The 23,097-nt window shown below is 39.7% G+C and carries 13 protein-coding genes; 1 reads left to right on the plus strand and 12 read right to left on the minus strand.

Annotated features, from left to right (window positions below; genetic code table 11):
* Positions 1 to 8: 8 nt before the first annotated feature.
* The 11 genes from QOS06_RS07435 to cls all read right to left on the minus strand — a co-directional run bounded on the left by QOS06_RS07435 (position 9) and on the right by cls (position 18,470).
* Entirely contained in the window at positions 9 to 674 is a 666-nt protein-coding gene (locus QOS06_RS07435) for a response regulator transcription factor (RefSeq protein ID WP_003670268.1), read from the minus strand.
* A gap of 1 nt (position 675) precedes the next feature.
* Positions 676 to 1,296: a GTP pyrophosphokinase gene (locus QOS06_RS07440; RefSeq protein ID WP_003670266.1), complete on the minus strand. Its 621-nt coding sequence runs from the start codon at positions 1,294 to 1,296 to the stop codon at positions 676 to 678.
* Positions 1,297 to 1,383: 87 nt separating this feature from the next.
* Positions 1,384 to 1,869: an Lreu_0056 family protein gene (locus QOS06_RS07445; protein ID WP_003670265.1), complete on the minus strand. Its 486-nt coding sequence runs from the start codon at positions 1,867 to 1,869 to the stop codon at positions 1,384 to 1,386.
* A gap of 76 nt (positions 1,870 to 1,945) precedes the next feature.
* Positions 1,946 to 2,608: a beta-phosphoglucomutase gene (gene pgmB, locus QOS06_RS07450; protein ID WP_003670263.1), complete on the minus strand. Its 663-nt coding sequence runs from the start codon at positions 2,606 to 2,608 to the stop codon at positions 1,946 to 1,948.
* Positions 2,609 to 2,626: 18 nt separating this feature from the next.
* Complete coding sequence (locus QOS06_RS07455) at positions 2,627 to 4,879, minus strand: glycoside hydrolase family 65 protein (protein ID WP_035159711.1); 2,253 nt, start codon at positions 4,877 to 4,879, stop codon at positions 2,627 to 2,629.
* A gap of 88 nt (positions 4,880 to 4,967) precedes the next feature.
* Positions 4,968 to 6,317 carry an SLC45 family MFS transporter gene (locus tag QOS06_RS07460; protein ID WP_003670259.1) on the minus strand — a complete coding sequence of 450 codons (1,350 nt, stop codon included), beginning with the start codon at positions 6,315 to 6,317 and terminating at the stop codon, positions 4,968 to 4,970.
* 311 nt (positions 6,318 to 6,628) lie between these two features.
* Positions 6,629 to 7,807, minus strand: coding sequence for a thiolase family protein (locus QOS06_RS07465; protein WP_003670258.1), 1,179 nt, complete (start codon positions 7,805 to 7,807; stop codon positions 6,629 to 6,631).
* Between the two features lie 63 nt (positions 7,808 to 7,870).
* Positions 7,871 to 8,806 (minus strand): LacI family DNA-binding transcriptional regulator, encoded by a 936-nt coding sequence (locus QOS06_RS07470; protein ID WP_003670256.1) that lies wholly within the window; start codon positions 8,804 to 8,806, stop codon positions 7,871 to 7,873.
* Entirely contained in the window at positions 8,807 to 12,985 is a 4,179-nt protein-coding gene (addA, locus tag QOS06_RS07475; protein ID WP_003670254.1) for a helicase-exonuclease AddAB subunit AddA, read from the minus strand.
* Positions 12,985 to 16,767 (minus strand): PD-(D/E)XK nuclease family protein, encoded by a 3,783-nt coding sequence (locus tag QOS06_RS07480; RefSeq protein WP_003670253.1) that lies wholly within the window; start codon positions 16,765 to 16,767, stop codon positions 12,985 to 12,987. Before QOS06_RS07480 ends, addA begins: the two co-directional genes overlap by 1 nt.
* A 239-nt stretch (positions 16,768 to 17,006) precedes the next feature.
* On the minus strand, positions 17,007 to 18,470 hold the full coding sequence (gene cls / locus QOS06_RS07485; protein ID WP_003670251.1) for a cardiolipin synthase: 1,464 nt from the start codon (positions 18,468 to 18,470) through the stop codon (positions 17,007 to 17,009).
* Between the two features lie 139 nt (positions 18,471 to 18,609).
* On the opposite strand from cls, the gene QOS06_RS07490 reads away from it, so the two are divergent.
* On the plus strand, positions 18,610 to 19,194 hold the full coding sequence (locus QOS06_RS07490; protein WP_035159708.1) for a GNAT family N-acetyltransferase: 585 nt from the start codon (positions 18,610 to 18,612) through the stop codon (positions 19,192 to 19,194).
* 84 nt (positions 19,195 to 19,278) lie between these two features.
* Here QOS06_RS07490 and QOS06_RS07495 read toward each other — a convergent pair whose 3' ends face one another.
* Positions 19,279 to 22,197 (minus strand): hypothetical protein, encoded by a 2,919-nt coding sequence (locus QOS06_RS07495; protein WP_003670247.1) that lies wholly within the window; start codon positions 22,195 to 22,197, stop codon positions 19,279 to 19,281.
* Between the last annotated feature and the right edge of the window lie 900 nt (positions 22,198 to 23,097).

The following is a 23,097-nucleotide window of genomic DNA, read 5'->3' on the forward strand; positions in this document are numbered from 1 at the left end:
TTGACCCCCTAGCATGCAATCATAAACGGTCCAGTTTTTTCACCACTAATTGTTACTTGAGATTGAATTGCCTGTAATTTTTGCCGTAAATAACAGATATTAATCCAGAGATCTTCTTGATCAGCGGTTTCATTCTCATCCCAAACGTGGTTAATAAGTTCATTCGCTGATAATTCTTTATTAGCATTCAAAATAAAATACTGAAGTAAACGATTTTCCCGATTCGTTAAACTAATCGAATTATGGCTTTCAAGCGATTGATCGTTACCGTTAAGGGTCAAATCACCAAATTCAAGAACATCTACTTGGTAAGAATCATCTCGGCGTTGACGGGAGCGCAAACGAGCAAGTAGTTCTTTTAAGGAAAAGGGCTTAGTTAAATAATCGTCAGCACCGGCATCAAGACCAGTTACCTTATCATCTTCTTCACCCATAGCCGTTAACATCATAATATATGTTCGATTACCAGTTGCTCTAATTTCCTTTAATGCTTCCAGTCCAGATTTAACAGGCATCATGATGTCTAAAATTATGACATCATAGGCATTTTCTTTCGCCTGCTCAACGGCTTCTTGGCCATTATTAGCAATATCAACTTGATAACCACTCGCTGTCATCGCTGAACTTAATACATGAGATAGCTGCTGTTCATCTTCTGCTACAAGGATTCGCATCTTATTCGCCTTCCTCACTAGAATTAATTAATTGCCGGATTGTTTGCATTTGAACGTCGCATGATGCTAATTGGTCAGCACAACGTTTAAGTTCGCGACCAATTCGCTCTGGATTTTTAATATTATGTTTATATTTCATCTCATGTTCAAGACTTGCCCATGAATCCATTGCAATCGTTCGTAACTGAATTTCAACATAAAAATGTCCCGGGTTATTTCCTTCGATATCTTGATATGGAACTTTTTCATCAATAATGACATGATAGCTCCGATATCCATTTGGCTTTGCATTTGTAATATAATCCTTTTCCTTAATAACCTCACACCAGTCAGCTTGACGTAATTGGCAAAGGCAACGGTCAATATCATCGATAAAGTTACAAACAATTCTGATTCCAACTGCATCGCGACATTTTCGTAAGGCCGATTCAGTAGAGACCGGATAGCCTTTTCGTTGGCATTTTTCCGCCATACTCTCGGAAGTCTTCACCCGAGCAATTAAATGTTCATAAAGTTTTGGTTGCTTATCCTGCACTGTTTGCTGATTTAGTTCTTTGATCCGATCAGTTGTGAGGGAAAGAATATTTGACAAAATCTGCTCATATGGGCCATAAATTGACATCACAGTTTCCTCCTTTAATTTGAATATTATACAGTACTCATCACTAAAGAATACCCTGAAAATAGCATTTTTAAGATGCCTTAAATTTTACTCGGTCCGCAATCCTGCTACATAGTTATCTACTTGCTTTTTTTGTGACCTCGTTTGGTAGAATTCTTTTCTTAGTTGCGCCAAGGTTAAGTCCTTTGTTTTTAATTTTGCATTTCGCTGAGAAGTATATTTTATGATCACAGTCTGGCCTTCAACTTTAAAGAAAATTGCCGTTCCATCTTGGTCGTCAGCGGCTACTAAATAGCTATAATCATTTACTCCTGCTGGAACGGTATCAGAGGGCTTAACAATTCCATAAACGAGTTGATTTGCAGCAATATTTTGTTTTAACCAGTCGGGAGATATTGCCAATCCCGCCAAAACCCCAATTTGTTGGTCGGTAAATTTTGGTCGCGGTTGTTGACTTGACTGTGTTTCATCTTGAACTGGCTGAAAGGACGGCCGATTAAAGTTAATTGCAACTACTACCCATAAGCAACTAATTAGAATGATGGTTGTTATTATAACGATTTTTCTTTTCATAATTTCACATAAAAAAGGCGCACCTAGATTATTCTAAGTACGTCTTTACGGATTGTTAAAAGAGAGAAATTGGATCTTAATTCATTTGCGCTTTAATAGCAGCTAAGGATACGTCACCAGTCTTATCGAACTTAACATCAGCATCCTGCAAATCAGCACCAAAACCAATTGATAATTCACCAGCACGGTTAATTGATTCAATTCCGGCTTGGGCATCTTCAAGTCCTGCTACTTGGTCAGCTGGAAGATCCATTAATTTAGCTGCTTCTTGGTAAATTTCTGGATCTGGTTTACCATGGCTTAAGTTTGCTGGATTAACGATTCCTTCAAAGTAATCAGTTAATTGCAAATACTTAAGAACCTTTGGCGCATTTTTAGAAGCAGAAGCTAATACAATGTGGTAACCGTTAGCTTTCAATTCATCTAAGAAGTCTTTCATTCCTGGAAGAATATCAGCAGGTGTTAGAGTTTCAACTAACTTAATATAGTTATCATTCTTTTCAGTTGCCAAAGCTTCTTTTTCTTCTTGAGTATAGTCATTTTCATGGCCGCCAGCCTTCAAGATTAATTCCAAAGAATCCATCCGACTAACACCCTTTAATGCGTCAGCCAATTCTGGAGTCCATTCAGTTCCAACCTTGTCAGCTAATTGGTGCCATGCTTGACCATGAAAACGAGCAGTGTCAGCAATAACACCGTCAAGGTCAAATGCAAAACCTTTCAAATCTTCAAACTTCATCTCAAATGCCTCCAAGAATTACTTTAATTCAAGCTTCTTACCGTCAAGATCGATGGTAATTGGGTCACCTGATACAAGATCAATCTTAGTACCATGCTTGTCAACCTTAACCTTCAAGATCCGGCCACGGAACATTTGACGGAATTGGTATGAATCCCACTTCTTAGGTAAGAATGGTGCATAGTGTAATTGACCATCACGAACACGCATACCAGCAAATCCTTGAACAATATCAAGCCATGAACCAGTCATTGAAGTAATGTGAAGTCCATCAGAAGTATCGTTGTTGTAGTTATCAAGGTCAAGACGTGCTGAACGTTCATACAATTCAACGGCCTTGTCTTCGTAACCAATATCAGCAGCGATAATTGAGTAAACTGAAGCAGAAAGACTTGATTCGTGAACAGTAAATTGTTCGTAGAAGTCGAAGTTGTTCTTCTTTTCTTCCTTAGTAAAGTCATCGATGAAGTCCCAGAGACCTTGGATAACGTCACCTTGTTTTACGTATGGTGAACGTAAGATCTTATCCCATGACCAGTGTTGGTTAAGTGGTAATTGGTCACTTGGAATTTCAGAAACTGGAGTCAAGTCCTTGTCCATGAAGCCATCGTTTTCTGGGAAGATGTCCTTTTCCTTGTCGTAAGGAAGGTACATGTTGTCTACAATACCCTTCCACTTACGCTTTTCGTCTTCTGAAACATTAAGCTTCTTAGCTACCTTTTCATCTACTTGGTCTAAGATGTCAAGGGTGTATTGAAGAGTCCAGCGACAAAGAAGGTTAGTGTACCAGTCGTTGTTTACGTTGTTGTCGTATTCATCAGGACCAGTTACGGCATGAAGCATGTACTTGTTCTTGTTTTGGGAGTAGTGAACACGGTCAGCCCAGAAACGAGAAATTTCAGTAAGAACTTCTGCCCCTTCGTTAAGAACGTATGACTTGTCGCCAGTGTACTTAGTGTAAAGGTAAATGGCAAAGGCAATGTCCCCGTTACGGTGAATTTCTTCAAAGGTAATTTCCCATTCGTTGTGACATTCGATACCGTTGAAGGTAACCATTGGGAATAATGCACCATCAAGTCCTTGTTCCTTAGCGTTAACAAAGGCACCATCTAATTGCTTGTAACGGTACATTAATAAGTTACGTGCAACTTCTGGGTTTGCAACCCCAAGGTAAACTGGAATACAATAAGCTTCAGTATCCCAGTAAGTAGCACCACCGTACTTTTCACCAGTGAATCCTTTTGGACTGATGTTAAGACGGTAATCTTGACCATAATAAGTAGAGAAGAGTTGGAAGAGGTTGAAACGAATACCCTGTTGAGCTCCTTCGTCACCTTCAATTTCAACATCAGACTTAACCCAACGATCTGCCCATTCTTTAATATGTGGATCGAGTAAGTCGTCAAAACTTTGATTATCAAGTTGATCGCCTAATACATCCAAGTTCTTTTCAATATCTGCTTGGGAGTCGTAATCACGAGAAGTCATTACGATACTGCGCTTTTCAAAGTTAACTTCTTTACCAGCAGCTACAGTACCAGCAAATGTGTTGTAAGCGTGTTTTTCGTCAGTGCCGTCATCCACGTGGTCAAGGTTAGTCTTTGAAGTAGTCTTCATTCCAACGATGAATTGTGGAGTGCCAAAATCATTCTTCTTAGTCATAGAAGTTAATTCAGCATGTTCGCCATCAGCAGACTTGCCTAAAACGTTCCAGAATTGTTCATCGTAGTTAGCGTCTTCGTTGTATACATCAGCATCAATCATGCTAGTAATTTCAACCTTAGCATCACTGTCGCCACGGTTCTTAATGTGGAGACGTTGACCAACTAATTCTTTTTGGGTAACACTAACAAAACGTTCAAAATTGAAGTACATTTCAGTACCACCAATTTCAACAGTAAAACACCGTTCTAAGACACCACGCTTCATGTCAAGATCAAGCTTAAAGTCTTTTGGTGTTTGCTTTGCTAAGTCGAGTTGTTCACCATTAACCTTAATGATTAACTTCATGAAGTTGACAGCGTTGATCATCTTACCAAAGTACTTAGGATAACCATTCTTCCACCAACCAACACGAGTCTTGTCAGGGAACCAAACTCCACCGAGGTAAATACCTTCCATATGGTCACCACTGTAACCTTCTTCAAAGAAGCCACGCATACCAAGATTCTCATTGGCTAAACTAGTCATTGATTCTTGTAAACGCTTGTCTTGTGGGTCCCATTTGTGAGTAGCAACATGCCAAGGGGCAATATCAAATGTACGTTTCATTGAAATCTCAATTCCTTTCATCTGAAATAAAGGTAGTCTTTAACCTGCCTTTATTATAACTTAATTAACTTATTTTATTAAATAACTCCTATTCAGCATAAGTTTCCTTGATTGTGGCAACTGAAAGAGCACCAAGAGCCATTACAATACCAGCAAGGATAAACATGTGAACTTGTGAGTGTCCAAATAATGGGAATAAAGCAAAACTCAATAATGAAGCAACAATTTGTGGTAAACAAATTGAACCGTTGAATAATCCAAGGTATGTACCCATGTGCTTACCAGTCAATGCGTTTGTAACAATTGTTAATGGGTAAGTGTTCATCGCAGCCCAAGCAATTCCGACAAGGGTGTATGAAACAATCAACGTCCATTGATCATGAACAAAGAACACTGAAATGAACCCAAGAGCACCAAGAAGTAAACTACCACCGTAACCAAGCTTGTGGTACTTGTTTGGCACCTTAGCTAAAACGTATGACCAAATAACAGCAGCGATTGATTGAACAGCCGCAAGTACACCGTACCAGTTACCAGCAGCCTGATAACCAGCAGAGGTAGCATCAACAGTATTCCAAACGTTTTTGGCAATAGCCCCAGCTGAGTATGTCCAGAGGTATTGGAATGCAAACCAGCAGAAGAATTGAACAAGGGTAACTGTCCAGAATGCCTTTGGTGCATGCTTTAAGAGTGTGAACCAATTTCCACCCTCTTTGTTATCATCTTCAGAAATACCATGGTACTTTGCGTAAGTTGCTGGGTCATATTCATGAACCCGGAAAACTGTAAATAAACTAGTAACAACTAACAAGGCTGCCCCAACGTAGAAGGCGATAATAACTGAATCTGGAACAACGCCTCGTTTTGCAGTGTTACGAACCCCAAACCAAGCAGTTAAAATGAATGGGAAAACGGCAGCTAACACAGCACCTGTGTTAGATAAGAAACTTTGAATCCCATAGGCATAACTCTTTTGGTCATCGTTAACCATATCACCAACCATCATCTTAAATGGCTGCATTGCCACATTTGATGAAAGGTCAAGTAAAGCAACAGTAATTGCACCGAACCAAAGGGCAGCGAGCGAACCATACCCGAAACCGAAACTTCCTGAATTAGGAAGCAAAATCATAACGATAACAGCTACAATCATTCCCAGTAGTAAGTATGGTAACCGCCGACCACCTAATTTTGGTGCCCATGTACGGTCTGAATAATAACCAATGATTGGTTGAACAATCAAACCAGCTAATGGTGGTAAGATGAAGAACCAGCCAAGGTTGTTAGGGTCGGCACCAATAGTTTGGAAAATCCGACTCATTTGAGAACTCTGCAGAGTAAAAGCTGTCTGAACACCAAGGAATCCAAAGTTGATCATCCAGATAGTACTCTTTGATAGAGTAGGTAATCCAGCCCCCGTGGACTTTTCTTGACTCATTGCTAACAACTCCTTAACTTATAAAATAGTTCTAAAAGACACTTATGATTATTGTAAGCGCTTCACACATTATTGCAATATTAATAATATCAAATTTAAAATCGTTGTGCAACCGCTTGCGCAAATTTTTAGAAAACGGTTGTGAATTTTTATAATTTAAAGTTATTACTGTTTAGCTCCCGCAAAACAGGCCTGTTATAGTTAATTATTTAAAACGTATTTAACTTAATAAAATAAAGAAGGCAAGTAATAGAGAAAAACTTCAATTTTCCTCAATTACTTGCCTTTTACGATGAATGTTATTCTTGGTACTAAATTTTCTTAAGCAGAACCGCTTCACCCATTCCGCCCCCGACACACAGCGAAGCAATGCCGAGTTCATGATTATCCCAATGCATTTCATTAATCATCGTGACGATAATTCGCGCGCCTGAACACCCAACTGGATGGCCTAACGCAATTGCTCCACCCCAAGGATTGACAGCACTAGGATCAAGATGAAGCAAGTCCTGACAGACAAGGGCTTGGGTCGCAAACGCTTCATTAATTTCGTAAGTATCCACGTCATCCGCCGCCATCTGCTGATTTTTTAAGAGCTTATTGATTGCATAATATGGTCCCAGACCCATCAATGCTGGATCAAGACCAACAACTGTAGATCCTTGCCACTCAGCCAATGGAGTTAATCCTAATTGATTGACTGCACTTTCAGAAGCAAGAACCAAAGCAGCTCCCCCATCATTAATTCCCGAGGCATTTCCTGCAGTCACACTTCCGTCAGATTTAAAAGCTGGTTTTAATTTTGCTAAAGCCACTAGGGAAGTATCTGGTCGTGGTGCTTCGTCAACCTTTACAGTTACAGTGGTTCGTTTCTGCTTAACTTCAACGGGCACAATTTCTGAATCGAAATAGCCTGCTTTTTGAGCTTTTACTGCACGTTGATGGCTCAACAAAGCAAATTCGTCTTGCTGGCGACGAGTAATCTGATACTTATCATTGATATTTTCAGCAGTAATTCCCATTGGATAACCGCCATAAACGTCATTTAAAGCATCACTTTGCATTGCATCAAGTAAGGTTCCATTCCCAAACCGATAACCATTCCGTGCTTTAGGAAGAACATATGGGGCTTGGGACATACTTTCCATCCCCCCAGCAACAATTACATTAGCCTGTCCTGCACGAATTAAACTTGCTGCCAGGTTAACACTGGACATTCCCGACGCACAGACGTCATTAATCGTTATTGCCGGAACCTGCTCACCTAAGCCAGCGGCCATTGATGCTTGACGAGCTGGATTTTGTCCCGTTCCTGCTTGAATAACATTCCCCATTAATACTTGGTCAATATCGTTTCCGCTGAGCTTTGCCTTTTCAACAGCCGCTTTAATTGCAATCGCTCCTAATTCAACTGCAGACTTTGAAGCTAACTGACCGTTAAACTTACCGATTGGTGTTCGCTGAGCAGCAACAATGTAAACCTTCTCCATTCCGATTTCCCTCCATATAAAAATAAGAGAGGACCGTGACAAGTAATTCCGTGGTCCTTTCTATCAACTATTTATTTTAAAATCAACGATTCGGAATTGCTCTTCTGGATTAAAAAGTAATTCAACAGCTTGTTGACCCAATTTGCGGGGTTGTAAGTCAACCTTCTCTTCTTGATTAATTAACATCCCCATCAACCGACTATTGTTAAAACAAATAGTTGGTAAATTAAATTCTTGTAGTTGCCGTATTAATCGTACCAGCAACAAGTCATCAACACAAACAATTGAATCGATTTGCGGATGTTGTTTAATAAAATCTTTAACTGCGGTCCCCGTTGGTGAATATCGCCAGCTAAGAGCAGGAAGGTGATGATTTTGCATACTCTGCTCATAACCTTGATGCCTATCCTGTTCAAATACCCAATTACTTGCAGATTGAAGAAAGACGGGGTGACTAGCCTCCTGATGATCCATCAGATAATCAGTCGCCGCTTGCCCTGCCGCTACGTTATCATTGTCGACAAAGCGATCTTGGGCCTTGTCTGGATGACCGATTACCACAAAATTAAGGTTATTTTGGCGCAGGTAATTAGTAATGGGGTCATCTTTAACCGTATAAAGTACTAAAAAGTTATGCACCTTGGACTGTTCGACCATCGATTTTACGCTTTGCAAAAGGTCGGCCGTAGTTGGCGCAATTGCCACAACCATTTCATAGTGAATCGGCTTTAATGCCATGCTAATTCCCCGTAATAAGTCAATATGAAACGGATTGGCAGGCGCAGTATCACTGGTTACTGGAAAAATAATTCCGACCATGTTTGACTCGCCCCGTGTTAAGTTCTGTGCATTGTAATTTGGTTGATATCCCATCTCTTTAGCAATCGTCGCTATTTGTTGTCGTGTTTTTTCACTAATTCGTGGATTATGGTTTAAAGCTCGAGAAGCAGTCGAAACCGATACCCCTGCTTTCTGTGCAATATCCTTAATTGTCGCCAACTAATCACCCTCTTTTGTAAATAACACGAACTCTCCTAATTCTAACAGGTAAAGCCCCATTTGGACAACTGGAATCCCTTCCATTAAGTTCAAAGCTTCTTTATAGAGCTCTAATTGTCCTCGGTAGCGATCCTTTATCCGTGCTAAATCAAAGTCGCGATAATCTTTGTTAAGGTGATCAGTTTTATAATCAACCAGAACAATGCCCTCGTCATTTTTTAAGTAACCATCAATGATTCCGTGAATTAAAATGCGTTCATCATCACTAACATTTACCCCTTTAAATAATTCATGACCATTCATAATCATTGAGAACGGCACTTCACGATGATAATCTGCGGGATGCTTTAAGATCTTTTGACCAACCTCAGTCTGATAAAAGTCCACTATTCCTTTCCGGTTGATCCGTGCTGCTACAACTGGATTGATCAGTTTTTTTCCTACTAATTTTTGAATTTCTTGATCAACAAATTCAACGTTAATCGGACCTTCATCAAGCGGAAGTTTTTGGAAAACAAGGTGAGTTGCTGTTCCAATTTCTGTTGCCACGGGTTCATGAGTAGTCTGCTGAATGAAAGCTGGAACGTCAAAGTTATTATTTAAGTAAATCCCTTGCGTCTTTACCCTTTGTTGTTGATCATAATCCCACCGCGCCATATCACGTGTGTCAGGATCTTCAAAGACTCGTTTTACATCTGTAACAGATTGGTAAGCAGTTGTTTTAGTAGCGACAAGATGGGGGTAACGATAACGCAAAATTTGATCGATCTTTTGTTCAGAAGCATCAGTTGCGACTGTATTGTTCTTTTCCGTTACATTAGCACTAGCATTTTGCCCAATTTTTGCCAATCCATCGCTAACATCAAGTGCGGTATATGTTTTTGCAATAAAGTGAGGATCAGCCGCCAAACCAGTAACTTTAGTATCAGCAAGAGTACTTTTTTCTAGCGTGACATTTCCACGACTCAATTGTTGCGCGTTGAATTCTGGATAACGAGCTAGTGCAAGGCCAACCCAGTCCATAAATGAATTTGCAGTGATCCGTGGTTGCGGGCCAATTAGTAAATTCTTACTCTGATATGCTTTCTGCCACCGTTGCCATGAACCAACAAGACTCTGTGTCCGCATTTCTTCATTAAAGGATCCCGTAATAATTAACCGCTGTTCTGCGCGGGTCAATGCAACATAGAGAACCCGAAGATCTTCTGCTCGTTCGCCGCGCTGGATCTCTTCAATCACTGCTTGTCGTTGCGGCGTGTCATAAATGACCCGTTGATCATCCATGTAACGAATTCCTACCCCCGCAACAGCATCGACAACTGTATTTTCACGAACTGCTCCTTTGTTAAAGCCATGTGTGGCATCAATTAGAAATACCACAGGGAATTGCAGACCCTTACTTCCGTGAATCGTCATAACATTAACCGTATTTGCAGTTAACTGTGTCGGTGCTACGCCTAAATCTTTATCATGTTCCTGCATTTTCTCAATAAAGCGAATAAATTGATAAAGACCTTTAAAACTGCTTTGTTCATAAGAGTGTGCACGTTGATAAAGGGCATGGAGGTTTGCCTGTCGTTGGTGGCCTCCTGGCATTGCTCCAACGTAATCAAGATAACCTGTTTGGTCATAGATCTGCCAAATCAAGTCAACAAGGGTTTGCTGTTGGGCTGTTTGTCGAAAAACACGAAGCAAGCCTAAGAAGTGGTCTGCTTTTTCATAGAGGGCACTTACCTGTTCAGAAGTAAGGAGCGATTGATGGTGAAGAGCCTTTCGCTGGTAATTACCCATAAATGATTGCAAGGCAGCGTAGTAATCAACAGATCGATTCTGAAGACGGATAAAAGCTAATTCTTGGTTAGTTAACCCGACAATCGGCGATCGCAAAACAGCAGCTAATGGAATATCCTGTTGTGGATTATCAATTATCTTCAACAAGGACATCATTACTCGCACTTCAGTAGCTTGAAAATAACTTTCAACATCGTGAACTGTCAATGGAATATTAAGTTTATTAAACTCTTCCATCAATGAATTATTAATTGCCTTTGTCCGCTCAAGCAAAACAATATCACCGTACTGAATTGGATGCATCTGTCCATCTTCTGGATGAAAAATTAACTCTTGATTTTCGACCATCTGCTTAATTCGCATCCCGATCATCCGAAATTCTCCAGCTAATTTATCATCCTCATGTTCAACATCTTCTTTTTCTGGATCAAGGGCATTGGCGTCATACAGTAACACTTCTGTTGGGTGAACCTTATTATCTTGATTTTCTTCGTAATAAGTTGCCGCATATTTTAAATGGGCATCTTCGTCATAATCAATTTCACCAACTTCCCTATCCATCAGTTGTTCGAAAAGGATATTGGTAAAGCTCGTCACATTAGTCATCGACCGGAAATTTTCTCCTAAAACAATCGCTTCCCCGTCGTTACCTTGACGATAGTTTTGATATTTCCCAAGAAATAATGTTGGATCAGCTTCACGGAATCGGTAAATCGATTGCTTAACATCCCCTACCATAAATAGATTCTTGCGTTCAGGAGATGTCAATTTCATCAAAATACTTTCCTGAAGGCGGTTCGTATCCTGGTATTCATCAATCATAATTTCTTGATAATGATTTTGCAGATCTTTGACGAGGGTTTGCCAGTTTGGCTGGTCGTCTGGTGGCGTTAAAATAGCGTACGCGTAGTGTTCCAAGTCACTAAACTCAAGGACATGCCGATTTAACTTGGTTTGTTGATACCGTCGACGGAAATTAATCGTTACCGCACTCAATTCGCGTAAAAGTTCCTGGGCATTCGTTGAAATTAATCGAAATTGGTCTTCACGATAATTAAAGAAGCGATCAACCAACTGATCAAATTGCTTTTTTATCCCAGTTCGAGTACTTCCCAGTGATTTATATACTTCTTCAGCTAGCTCATCGTCTTTCGGCTTGCCGCCCATTCGTGCAAATTTAGCATTAGCAAATAAGTCCCTAATAGTATTCCAGGTAGGTGGTTGCAATAAGTCTAAAAACTCCTGCATCATCTGCTGGTCTTTTTGCAATGAATCAACAGTTTTAGCGTCTAATTGACTTTCAGTTGCTTTGCTTAACAAGGCTGTAAATTGATCACGGAAAGTCGTTAGCTCAGTTAGCAATTCTTCTTTTGCAATTGGTTCCTGTGCTTCCTGCTTTCCCAAGTAAATACTAACTGTTTGTTCCCACTGCTTCTTTAGCTGATTACGCTGCTTTTGAATGTCTTTAAATACATCAATCCGTGGATCATCTGCCGCTGGTCGTCCCCGAAAACTACCAAATTTTTGCTGCGCCATCATTTGACAAACATCACTGACGGTAATCCCCCCGAGTGAAGAAAGAAGTTGATGCATCAATTCTTCATCACTTTTAATAACTTCGGCTGCTTGATCTAGACCGTTGTCACTAGCTCTTGTTACTAATTCACGATAATCTTGAATGAACTGATTGAGCTTTTCGATAACCAGGGGCTTTAGCTGTTGTTGATAAAAATTAGATTCTAATAGTGAGCCAGACCCTAAATCATAATTATCTGGTAATTTTTGGAGCCACTTTTCGGGATCAGGTTGGGCATTAGCAATTTCATATAACCGTAAAATCAAGTCGTTGAGTCCTTGGTCATCACGGTCACTAGAAAAGTTGAGGACTAGTTCGCTAAAGGAAGCTCTGCCCGGAACTTTTTCTTCAGCATTTTTATACAGTTCTTCACTAACTTCATGCCAGACATCTTCTTGAAGTAATAACCGCTCTGTTTCATCAGTTAAGAGCCGAAATTGTGGATCAAGGTTAATCAAGTAATAGTACCGCTTTATTAACTTTAAACAAAAAGCATGAATTGTACTGATATCTGCAGCCACAAGCCGGTTAATTTGATTACTCATCCGGTCACGTAAATCTTTGGGATTAGCTGAATCTTGTACTATTTTCTGCAAGGCTGCCCTGATTTTATCCCGCATATTCTTTGCTGCGGCGTCCGTAAATGTTACGAGCAGCATTCGATCAATGCTTTGCCCTTCTTTAATCAATTCAATTGTCCGATTTACTAGCACAGCCGTTTTTCCTGATCCCGCGGAAGCTGAAACTAGGATATTTTCGCCACGGTCATTTATCGCCTTGGATTGAGCAGGCGTTGGTTTAAATCCAGCCATTACTTCTTATCCTCCTCATCATCGTCTTGAACTGCATTATCAAATGCTTCTTTTGCTAAATTAGGATTTAGGTCGCGGTAGTTTTGCTGGTCAAGCATATTATCAAACTGAAATACGTCTAAAAAGTCACTGTAATCAAGTCCTGTACGACGGTTGCTTCCAGTTAATAACCGGTAAGGATTCAGTTTCAAGTCACCACTCAAAATTTGATTACCCGCATTAATCACAAGTTCCTTATTCATGTTTTGCAACCAATCAAGTTGCTGCGGCGTAACGAGAAGCGCTTCTTTATTAGCTTTAATTTTTCCATTCTTATATTCCTTAAGGGGGTATAAGAATGCCTGTTTATCTAAACTCTTATCTAACTCCCGCAATAATTGTGGATCATTCAAGAGGATTCCCTTGTATTGGTGCTCTTTTAATTTCAAATCATCGAGGGAACTTTTCTTTAACTCGGCAGCCTTAATTGTCGGATTATTCAAACGAAGATATAATGCCCCTGCCAGTCGTGAATTATTCGTTTCCAATTCAGCTAAGTTTGCCTGTAACCCATTAAGGTAGGTTAAAAGTTGGAGAGAGAGCCCATAATAAGCCGAAGTGAGGTCAAAAAGATGATTACTCGACTTATAGTCAACAACCGTCAAGAAATTGTCGTTTCCTTGCTTAAGATTATCGATTCGGTCAATTCGTCCCCGCAGATAAATATGATGATTATCTTTAAGCGGATAATCAAGAGAGCCAAGGTTGCCCGGCTGCTGGTTACCAATTCTTCCAAACTGAACTTCGGTTTTAACTGGTTGTGAGCCGGTATATTCAGCTTGGCGGCATAATGTAATTAACATTGTTTTAACAATTGCGGTTAATTGTTGATATTGGAATTGGGCTTGGGCTGAAGAATTAATGAGACGCAATAAAGTTGGCTGATTCTTTTGAGCTGTAACTAATGCATGGTCAATCAGCTGGTCACGTTGCATCTGATTATCTTTGTGGGCAAGATCTGCAAATGACGAATTATTTTCTCGAATTGTTGTAACAAAAGTCTCCATCGCTTTATGGAAGAAGGTGCCGATACGGTCATTAGATAAGGTTAACTCATCTCGTTTTTGCAACCGTAAACCATACTTAAGGAAATATTCGTACTGATTAATATAAAAATCTTGTAATTGCGAGATTGAGGCATATAATACCCGTCCACGCTCATCATCGGGTGCCGTTCGGAGATAAAGTGCCTGAGCCAATTTATTTCCCAGGGAATCAATCTTGTTTTGATAATGAAAGCCCGCAGCAACTAAAGATAGACGCTGACCTAGTGATATTCCTTCTGCTTGAACCTTAGTATCTGCTGATTGTTGCCATTGCTTAGCTAACTTAACCAACGATTCAGCAACTGTTTGCCATCCAACGGGCATAACCGGTTGACGATCAATGCCAACTCCTTGCTCATCACGAATTTGCCGGCTAACTTCGACTAACCGGTTTATTGTTGCGAGTGGGGCACTTACAAAATCAATAGCATTCTCTTGTCCGGCCTTGCTAGTAGCTAATGGATATTCACAAACAGGTTGACCAAAGTAGCGAGCCATATCATGCATATATGGCGATATACTGAGTTCCTTATCATCACTATCAGTTTGCGGTGCCGAGAAAATCAACTGTTCCTTAGCGTTCATAAAACCAGTATAGTGAATAAATGGCTCATCAATCAGTTGGTCAATTGCCGTTCCAGGAAGGTATTGGAAATCTTCATCAAGATAAGCACTCAAAACATCCTTATCTTGGTCAGTTAGCAAACTATCACTTTCTTGCATTTCTGGCATCACATCATCAGTCGATCCAATCATAAAAACTACTTTTCGATTTTCACTTTGGACAATTCCCGTTTCAGAGACTACCACTTGATCTAACGTTGCCGGAATCTGGGAATACTGGGCAGCCGCAAACCCTGCCTGGAGCAATTCACTAAAATCTGCAAGGACCTCACTAGTTCCATCCCGTAGTTCTTGTTGGCCCAAGATTTCCACATATTCTTGGAGAATTTGGCAAAAGGTAGTCCAGACTTGTTGTGGTTGACGCGCAAGGTCTAAATCTCGGGTACTTTGGTATTGTTGCCAAGCGTATAACCGGTCTGTAACTCCCATAGCGGCCAAGAACTGGTATAACGCAGTGGCAAGTTCTTGGCCTGATTGTGCTTGTTTAAACTGGTCGAAAACTGGCAATAAGTGATTCGCAACAAAATCTTTTACAAGGGCTAACTGGTCATTTAATTTTTTCAACCGTGATTGCGCATATTTTGGATCTGTTAGGTTCGTTCCGGGTGCCTGCCATAATTGCTTAATCTTTTCTGGATCATTAGTTGTCCAAGCACTTTTTCCTTCAATTGCCTGCTTAAGGCACCAATTCTCAGTGGCGAAAACAGCTGCTTGGAAATCACTTAGCCCCATCAGATCGCCAGTGCCTGTCCGTGGAACAAGTAACCATGTCTTCAGCAATTGGATGATATCTGCTGTTCGATAGCCCCGTTGCGGTAATTCTAATAATGTCGTAAGAAGTGTTACTAGTGGATGGTTATCCATCAAGCGTTCATGGTCATTAAAAACTGGAATATTATGTGCCGCAAAAACTGGTTCAATCATTGTCTGATAGCCGTCAAGGTGGCGACTAAGAATAAGAAAATCACGATAACGATATTTACCACTAGCAACTAATTGGCGAATCTTGGTGGCCACATTATTCAATTCAGTCATCCGATTGGTAGTTGTCATAAATTGAATATTTGGGGGACAAGAAAGGTCTTCCCGCTCGCTGGGGCCAATTGGTTCGCTTGCATAACGCTTAAAATACGAATCAACTTGTTGTAATTCCGCACCAACACGAGGAGTCGTCGCAAACGCTACATTTTGCAAAACCTTTACTTCTTTTTGATGCATTTGACCAAATTTCCACAAACGGTGAAATTGCATCGCGGAGGAATAAAACAAGTTATTTTTAGGAGGAAGTTCCTGGGGATTTGGATGGTTCTGATCTGGATATCCACGATCAAGAGTTAAAGAAATAGTTGTCGATGCGGCATTCGTAATTAATGCATCCACTACCTGTTGCTCATTTGCAGTAAACTGAGCAAAACGGTCAATAAAGAAGTGCATCTTAGCAGCTTCTGGTGATTTTTGAAGGTAAGACACTAATTGCCGATATAACTCACTATTACCAATGTACCGGTCCCGTAGCCGATCTTCATAAGCATGATATATAATCTCAACATCATGCATTTTAGCAAGCCACGCCTGATTAGCTGCTGGGTCATTCGCAGACTTCACCCGGGAAATAATATCAGTTAAGTCATCGGCGGTTATGTTAGCATTTTTTAATTCTTCAAGCTGAGCTGTCATCTTTTGAATAAAGCCAGGTTGTTTTACTTCGCTTGCATATAAACGGAGCTCACTTGCCTGTTCTTGAACAACTTGGGAAGTGAGCATCGCCATCCCGATTTTAGAAAGGTGTTGTTTTTGAAAAGCTGGAGTATCTCGTAAAAGGTACCAAGCAAGCCGGCTAAACGAAAGTACCTGTATGCGTGAAGAGGCGAATCTGTCACTTCCGCTAAATCCTTGACGATCACGAAGACCAGCAAGGACATTAATTTCAGTTTCAAACTTAATATGGTTAGGCACCAAATAATAAAAGCTCTCATCAGCAGATGCATTCTTTATCTGGTCAACTAATTGATCAATCAACACTTGCTGATGATCCATCGCTGCTGTTCCTAAAACAAATCCCAGGGTTCCCATAATCTTTAATCCTTTCTATCGCCTAAATTACTCCTCTAATTTTATCATAAAACGAACATATATTCTTTAACTAAAAACGGGAGCGAGACAGAAGTCACTCGTGACTTCATTTTCGAGTCCCCGCAAGCAACAATAGGCCTTCAGCGTTCGACTTTGCCGGACGCTGAAGGCCATTGTTGTACTGCGCTGTTCGTATTTTGTGGAAGTGACCTAACTTATGTCACAGCTCCGTTCTATCATTATAAAATTGGGGACAGCAGACGTGACACTGTTTGCTTAAACTTCAACCAGCGTGGTTGCTCTGCAAACATTGCTGGTGTAATCACCCGACAGTTACGAATATCATTAACAAAAATTCGCTCAAGATCGTCTACCGTATTTTGATTGTAAATAAAGGCATTAATTTCGAAGTTTAATTTAAAACTCCGAAAGTCAAGGTTAGCAGATCCAACAGAAGCCATCCGACCATCAATCATCATTGTTTTGGCATGAAGGAAACCTTTTTGATAGTAATAAATTGTTACACCATGATTAGCGAGCTCACGAGCATAATACTGCGTTGCCCGATATACAAAAGCATGATCTGGCATTGAAGGAATCATTATCCGTACATCGATTCCTGAATGAGCTGCCACTTTTAACGCATCCAATATACTATCGTCGGGGATCAGATAGGGAGTTTGGATCCAAATATGGTCCTGCGCTGCATTAATTAGACGTAAGTACCCCATTTTAATTTTTTCCAATGGCGCTTCAGGACCACTAGAGACAGTCTGCAATGCAACGTCCCCATGAACTCTAATTGGTTGAAAGTAAGGATGGTAATGCACAATCTTATCTTCATCCTTTTTCATTGATGCATTCCAGTCGCCGATAAACCGTCGCTGAAGACCATAAACACCACCACCGACAATTCGAAGGTGGGTATCACGCCATGGACCAAATTTAGGAACGCGTCCTAGGTATTGATCGCCAACATTAAAACCACCAACATACCCAATCTCACCATCAATAACAACGATTTTCCGGTGGTCACGGTAGTTTATCCGAAAATCAAAGAAGTTACTTCGCGACATCAGGAACGGGGCCGCATAACCACCGACTTCACGTAAATGATCATAAAAACTTGGCCAGACTCCCATCGACCCCCATGAATCGTAGAGAACTCGCACTTTTACTCCCTCAGCGGCCTTTTGTTCAAGTAACGTCCGTAATTCATTACCAATTTGATCATTATAAATTGTATAAAACTCAATATGGATACTCTTTTTTGCTGCTGCAATATCATCAAACATTTTCTTAAAAAGCGCATTACCATTTGTAAAAATATTAACGGCATTGTGCCGCGTTAAAAATGAGTCATCAATACTTTGAAAAAGCATGATGGTCCGCCGATAAATCTGGACGATTTGATCTTTAGGCTTCGGCATATTGATGAATTGTTGCTTCTGCCTTTCTAGTGCTTGTTTTAATTTTAGTTGCGTTTGGGATTTTATTCGGGCTAATTGTTTATGTGGTAATTTTCGTCCAAAGAATGCATATAATATAAAGCCAAAACCAGGAATCAGCGTTAGCACCAATAACCATGCCCAAGTTGCAGCAATATCCCGCTTTTCACGGAAAACAGTATAAATGGCCGCAATTTCATTGACGAGAATAACCAGTAGCAAACACCACCAAATAATTGTCCATGTTAATGCCATCGCTTATCCTCCATTCATTTCATTGCTTTTCATTCTAACGCAAACCACTTCTTTCTGAAATATAATCTCGCTTATTTTCTCCGCTGAATAAGGCTAAATGTCGTACAATAGAAATATTATTAATCAGGGGAGGATAATAATGGCAGAAATATATTTACGACGCGCCCAGCTTCAAGATTTAACGGCGATTATGAAAATAATTGATGATGCAAAAGAGCTTCTAAAGAAAAATGGTAGTCCGCAATGGCAAAACGGTTATCCAGATCAGGAAACCTTTACTCAAGATATTGTGATGCAAACAAACTGGATATTAATTAATGATAATAAAGTAGTGGCTACTGCGACTCTTCAACTTACACCCGAACCAACCTACCGCAACATTACACAGGGACAGTGGCAACAACCAGATGAGCCTTATGCTACCATCCACCGGGTAGCTATCAGCAGTAATTATCGGGGCCAAGGACTTAGTAAATTGCTATTTTCTAACTTGCTAACAGTTGGCCAAATGCAAGGAATTAAGAATTTTCGAGTTGATACTCACCGCAGCAATAAAGCGATGCAGCACATTGCCGAAAATTTTAACTTTAAGAAACGAGGAATCATTAAAGTTAATGACCAAAATAATCCCGAGCGATTAGCCTATGAACTAAACTTAGGAAGCCATCATAAGCTTACCCGAATCAATAATAATTTTATGCAACCATTGATTGATAAGCTATAGGATACAAAAGAGAATAACAGTTTAAAATAACAAAGAGGTTGGGATATCCCCAGCCTCTTTGTTGTATTTATTAATCGTTTCGGATTAGTTGTGGCGCTTCTTTGAACTGTAAGTGATACCAAGTGTACCAAGTAATGCAGTGGCAGCTAAAGCAACAATTGACATAGAAGATTGATCAACCTTTTGTGATGATTCACTCTTCTTAGCAGGAGTTTGCTTCTTAGCAACAGTACCAGCTTTTACAACTGACTTCTCACTATTGTCTGCTTTAGTGGCTTTGTTATCAGCAGTAGAAGCAACCGATGTTTGTGTACCATTATTTGTAGTAGCAGCAACTGCAGTGGTTTGTGTTACAACTGGAGCTGAACTTTCATTACTCTTAACAGTGTTTTCAGCAGCATGATTTACTGTAGTAACAACTGGTGCAACCGCAATAGGTGTTTGTGTAGCTGTCTTTACAATTGATGGTGCTGAAACAGTTTGAACACGTCCAGTAGTTTCAGCTTGTAGAGGGTTTGAAGCTGTTGGGAAGGCAACAGTATCAATATTACCGTCATTAGCAACTTTCACTGCTGAAGGAAGGACAACAGTATTATTTGCTAAACGAACTTCATTAGCTCTCTTAGCATTTTCACGCCGTTGAATAGCTGCTAATTGAACATTGAATTGTTCAGCAAGTTTGTTATAAGCAGCCTTATTTTCAGCCTTTAGTTCAGCAAGAACAGCATCACCATGAGCAATAACTGCTTGGTGTTGATCTTGTAATTGCTTGATTTGTGGATCAACGCTTGGAACAAGTTCATTAATCTTAGCATCAAGCTTTACATTTTCAACTTTCTTGATGTTGGCGATCTTAGCGTCACGATCAGCAGCAAGTTTTTGAGCAGCTACTTGGTCTGCCTTTACTAAGTTTTGGTAGGCACTGTCTAATTGAGCTTTGTAAGCTTGAAGATTAACAACTCCAGTAGCCTTAAGGGCAGCGTCACGAACACTAGCTGCCTTAGTAACTGCAACATCATAGTTAGCCTTTACTTGAGCCTTCGCATCATTATATTGTTGTGCAAGCTTATTTAAGCTAGCCTGGTGGGCACTAGCTAACGCATCAAGGGATTGTTGTGCTTGTGCCTTAACATCAGCTAATTTTTGTTGTTCGCTAGCAGTAGCTTTTTGCACATCAGTAGCAGTTGGCGTAACTGTCTTTGTGCCTGGTACCTTATTAACGTGATATTGAGCAGTCTTAATAGTATTTAATTGCGCATCAACAGTTGAAGTACCCCATACATTACGGTTTTGAACTTCTTTAGTTAAGTTAGCATCATAATCAATGTTAAATCCGACATGATCAAACGTTACAGCATATGATGGGTTCTTGCGATCAGAAACACCTGATCCATTCTTAGCAGTCATTTCATCAGTCAACTTTTGGAAACCAATTCCCACAGTCCGAACACCAGCACAAAGAAGGTTAACTGCATGTCCACCGATGTGTGTTGGGTTTACTAATTCACCATAGTACATACCCTGCATTGAGTTGTAGAGATTAATAGCGTAATTAAGAAGGGTTGGCGTTCCAGCTTGCATAGTAGTTAAGTTTTCGTTAACGTCAGTGTAAACTGTCTTACCATTGAATTCACTTGTTAAATTCTTTTTCAAGTTCTTGGTTGCATCATTAATAACGCTAGTATAAGTTGCTTCGGCAGGCATTCCACTGCTGATAACAGTATGGCTATTATTATCAATATTGTACTTTGTCCGGTTAGCAACAACTTGATTTGCAATGTTATCAGTAAAGTCAGTACTTACTAAATCAACTGGAGCAACGTTTACAAAACCATCATTCTTATTAACCACATTGTAAAATTCACGGTAGTTTTGGAAAACATTGTTACGGAAACCATTTTCCCATGAAAGAGCTAATGCCCGTAATACTTGAACTTGGTCAGCCGTTAAACCATCAGCAGAAACTTTTTCTGAATGGTCATTTTTAGCATCATAGCTTAATAGACCTGGTTGGAAGTCTAATGGCATTTCCGAAATATCATGTGGAGTTGATTCAGCAGCCTTGTTTGTGATTACAGCACTATCAGGGTATTCACCATAGTAAGTATTAGCAAATTCAGGATAAGTATAATCAGATACAGGAATAGCACCATTATAACCACGAACTTCTAGATGAATTCCATATTTTGTTACATAAGCAGGAACTTTAACATCTGTTTGTGGTTTAGCAACTCGACCAGTAACGGCAACATCATTAGTAGTTGCGACTTCATATGGCTTGTTAGCATTAGCAGTTGCGGATGCAAGAGATGCTTCAGCATTTTTAATATTTTCTGCATTAGTTGCTTGTTGAGCAGATAGCTTACCTTGGTAAGTATCATTTTCCTTAGCAACAGCTGAGTTGTAATTATTGGCAGCAGCCTGTGCTTGGCTTGTCTGCGTATTAGCGGCATCACTTAAAGCCTTTTGATATTGTGCATTGATATCAGCAACAGCTTGTTGATTTTCAGCAGCTTGATTAACAGCTTGTGCGTACTGTTGATCATTTGCTGCACGTTGAGTGGCTTCGTTTTGTTGTTGTGTGTTAATTTGTTGTTGGTATTCAGCATTAGCAGCTGAAGTTTGTGCTTCAATAGAAGCAGCAGTAGAAGCTTGTGCTTGTGCAATAGCACCGGCTTGTTCTTGTTCTAGAGCAGCATGACTAGCTTTTAATTGATCAATTTGTGCGTTGGTTTGTGCAAGATCCGCAGCATTTGATTGCTCGTTGGCCGTAGCTTGTTGAGCTTCTTTACTATCATTAGCTGATTGCAATTGTGCAAGTTGCTGATCAGCAGTTGCTCGAACTTGGTCGTAAGTAACTTGGTCATTACTTACTTGTGCATTGTTTTGACTATTATCAGCGTGTACATCTGTCGTTGAAGTGGTGGTAACGACACCTGCTGTCAAGATTGCCCCCGCAACCAAAGCAGTTGAACGCCAATTATTTGTATTCGAATTTCTCATTTTAATAAACCCCCGTTTATGAAAAAATACTCAAAAGAAAATAAATTATTCATGCAAGGTTTATTGCTTAACGACTTAACAGTTTCTACTATATCAAGGTTTTGAGGGATTACAAGAGAGGCAATTTCCGAAAAGATCATTTTCGCATTTTAACTATTCACCCGTTAAGTTGCTTCACTTATTAGCGAAATAGCCATTCATTAATCAAACGAAAATCAAACGAATATTTTTGCAACTATGGTTGAAATGCCTTTATATCAATATTTAATGGCTAATCAAGCAATTAGCAAATAGTATGTATCAACATTTCATTTTTGTTGTTTAAAACTATTTGAAAAAGCCCGTAAAAAATTTAATTTTTTTCAAATCTGTTCCTGCGATAATTATAAGTTACTAAACGAATTTATCTTTACACTAAAATCCACAAATTATTACCGTCTCATTTTGCCCAAATGTCTTATTTAGAGACAACTGTGAAAGAATGATACAGATAAAGCGGGGTAATAAACAATCACTATTCAGCCCTTATTTAACAGCTGGTAATTCGAACAAACGTTGATATAATAGCACTTATGGTCTATTGATTATTTAACTAATCATAATTTGCTAATATATTTGTCGTCTGAATAAATGGATTGATAAGCCAATCACCAAAATAGACTATTTTTTCACTTATTTTTGTCTATTTTTTCGATATTTTTAGGCAATTCGTTTTAAAAGAGAGTCTCCTTAATCCCAATAATTTTATGCATAAAATCAGATCTTACCATCAATTTTCAACTATCCTAATTAGTTTTTAGCCTCCATAGTGATTGCCTAGATCATTAATAATGTTTATTATTTAAAGCAAAAAGAGACATAGGTTAACTCATTTCAGAGTCATCCTATGTCTTTTTCTAC

The organism is Limosilactobacillus sp. DJ3M12, from assembly GCF_947381695.1.
In the GTDB taxonomy this organism is placed as follows: Bacteria; Bacillota; Bacilli; order Lactobacillales; family Lactobacillaceae; genus Limosilactobacillus; species Limosilactobacillus kinnaridis.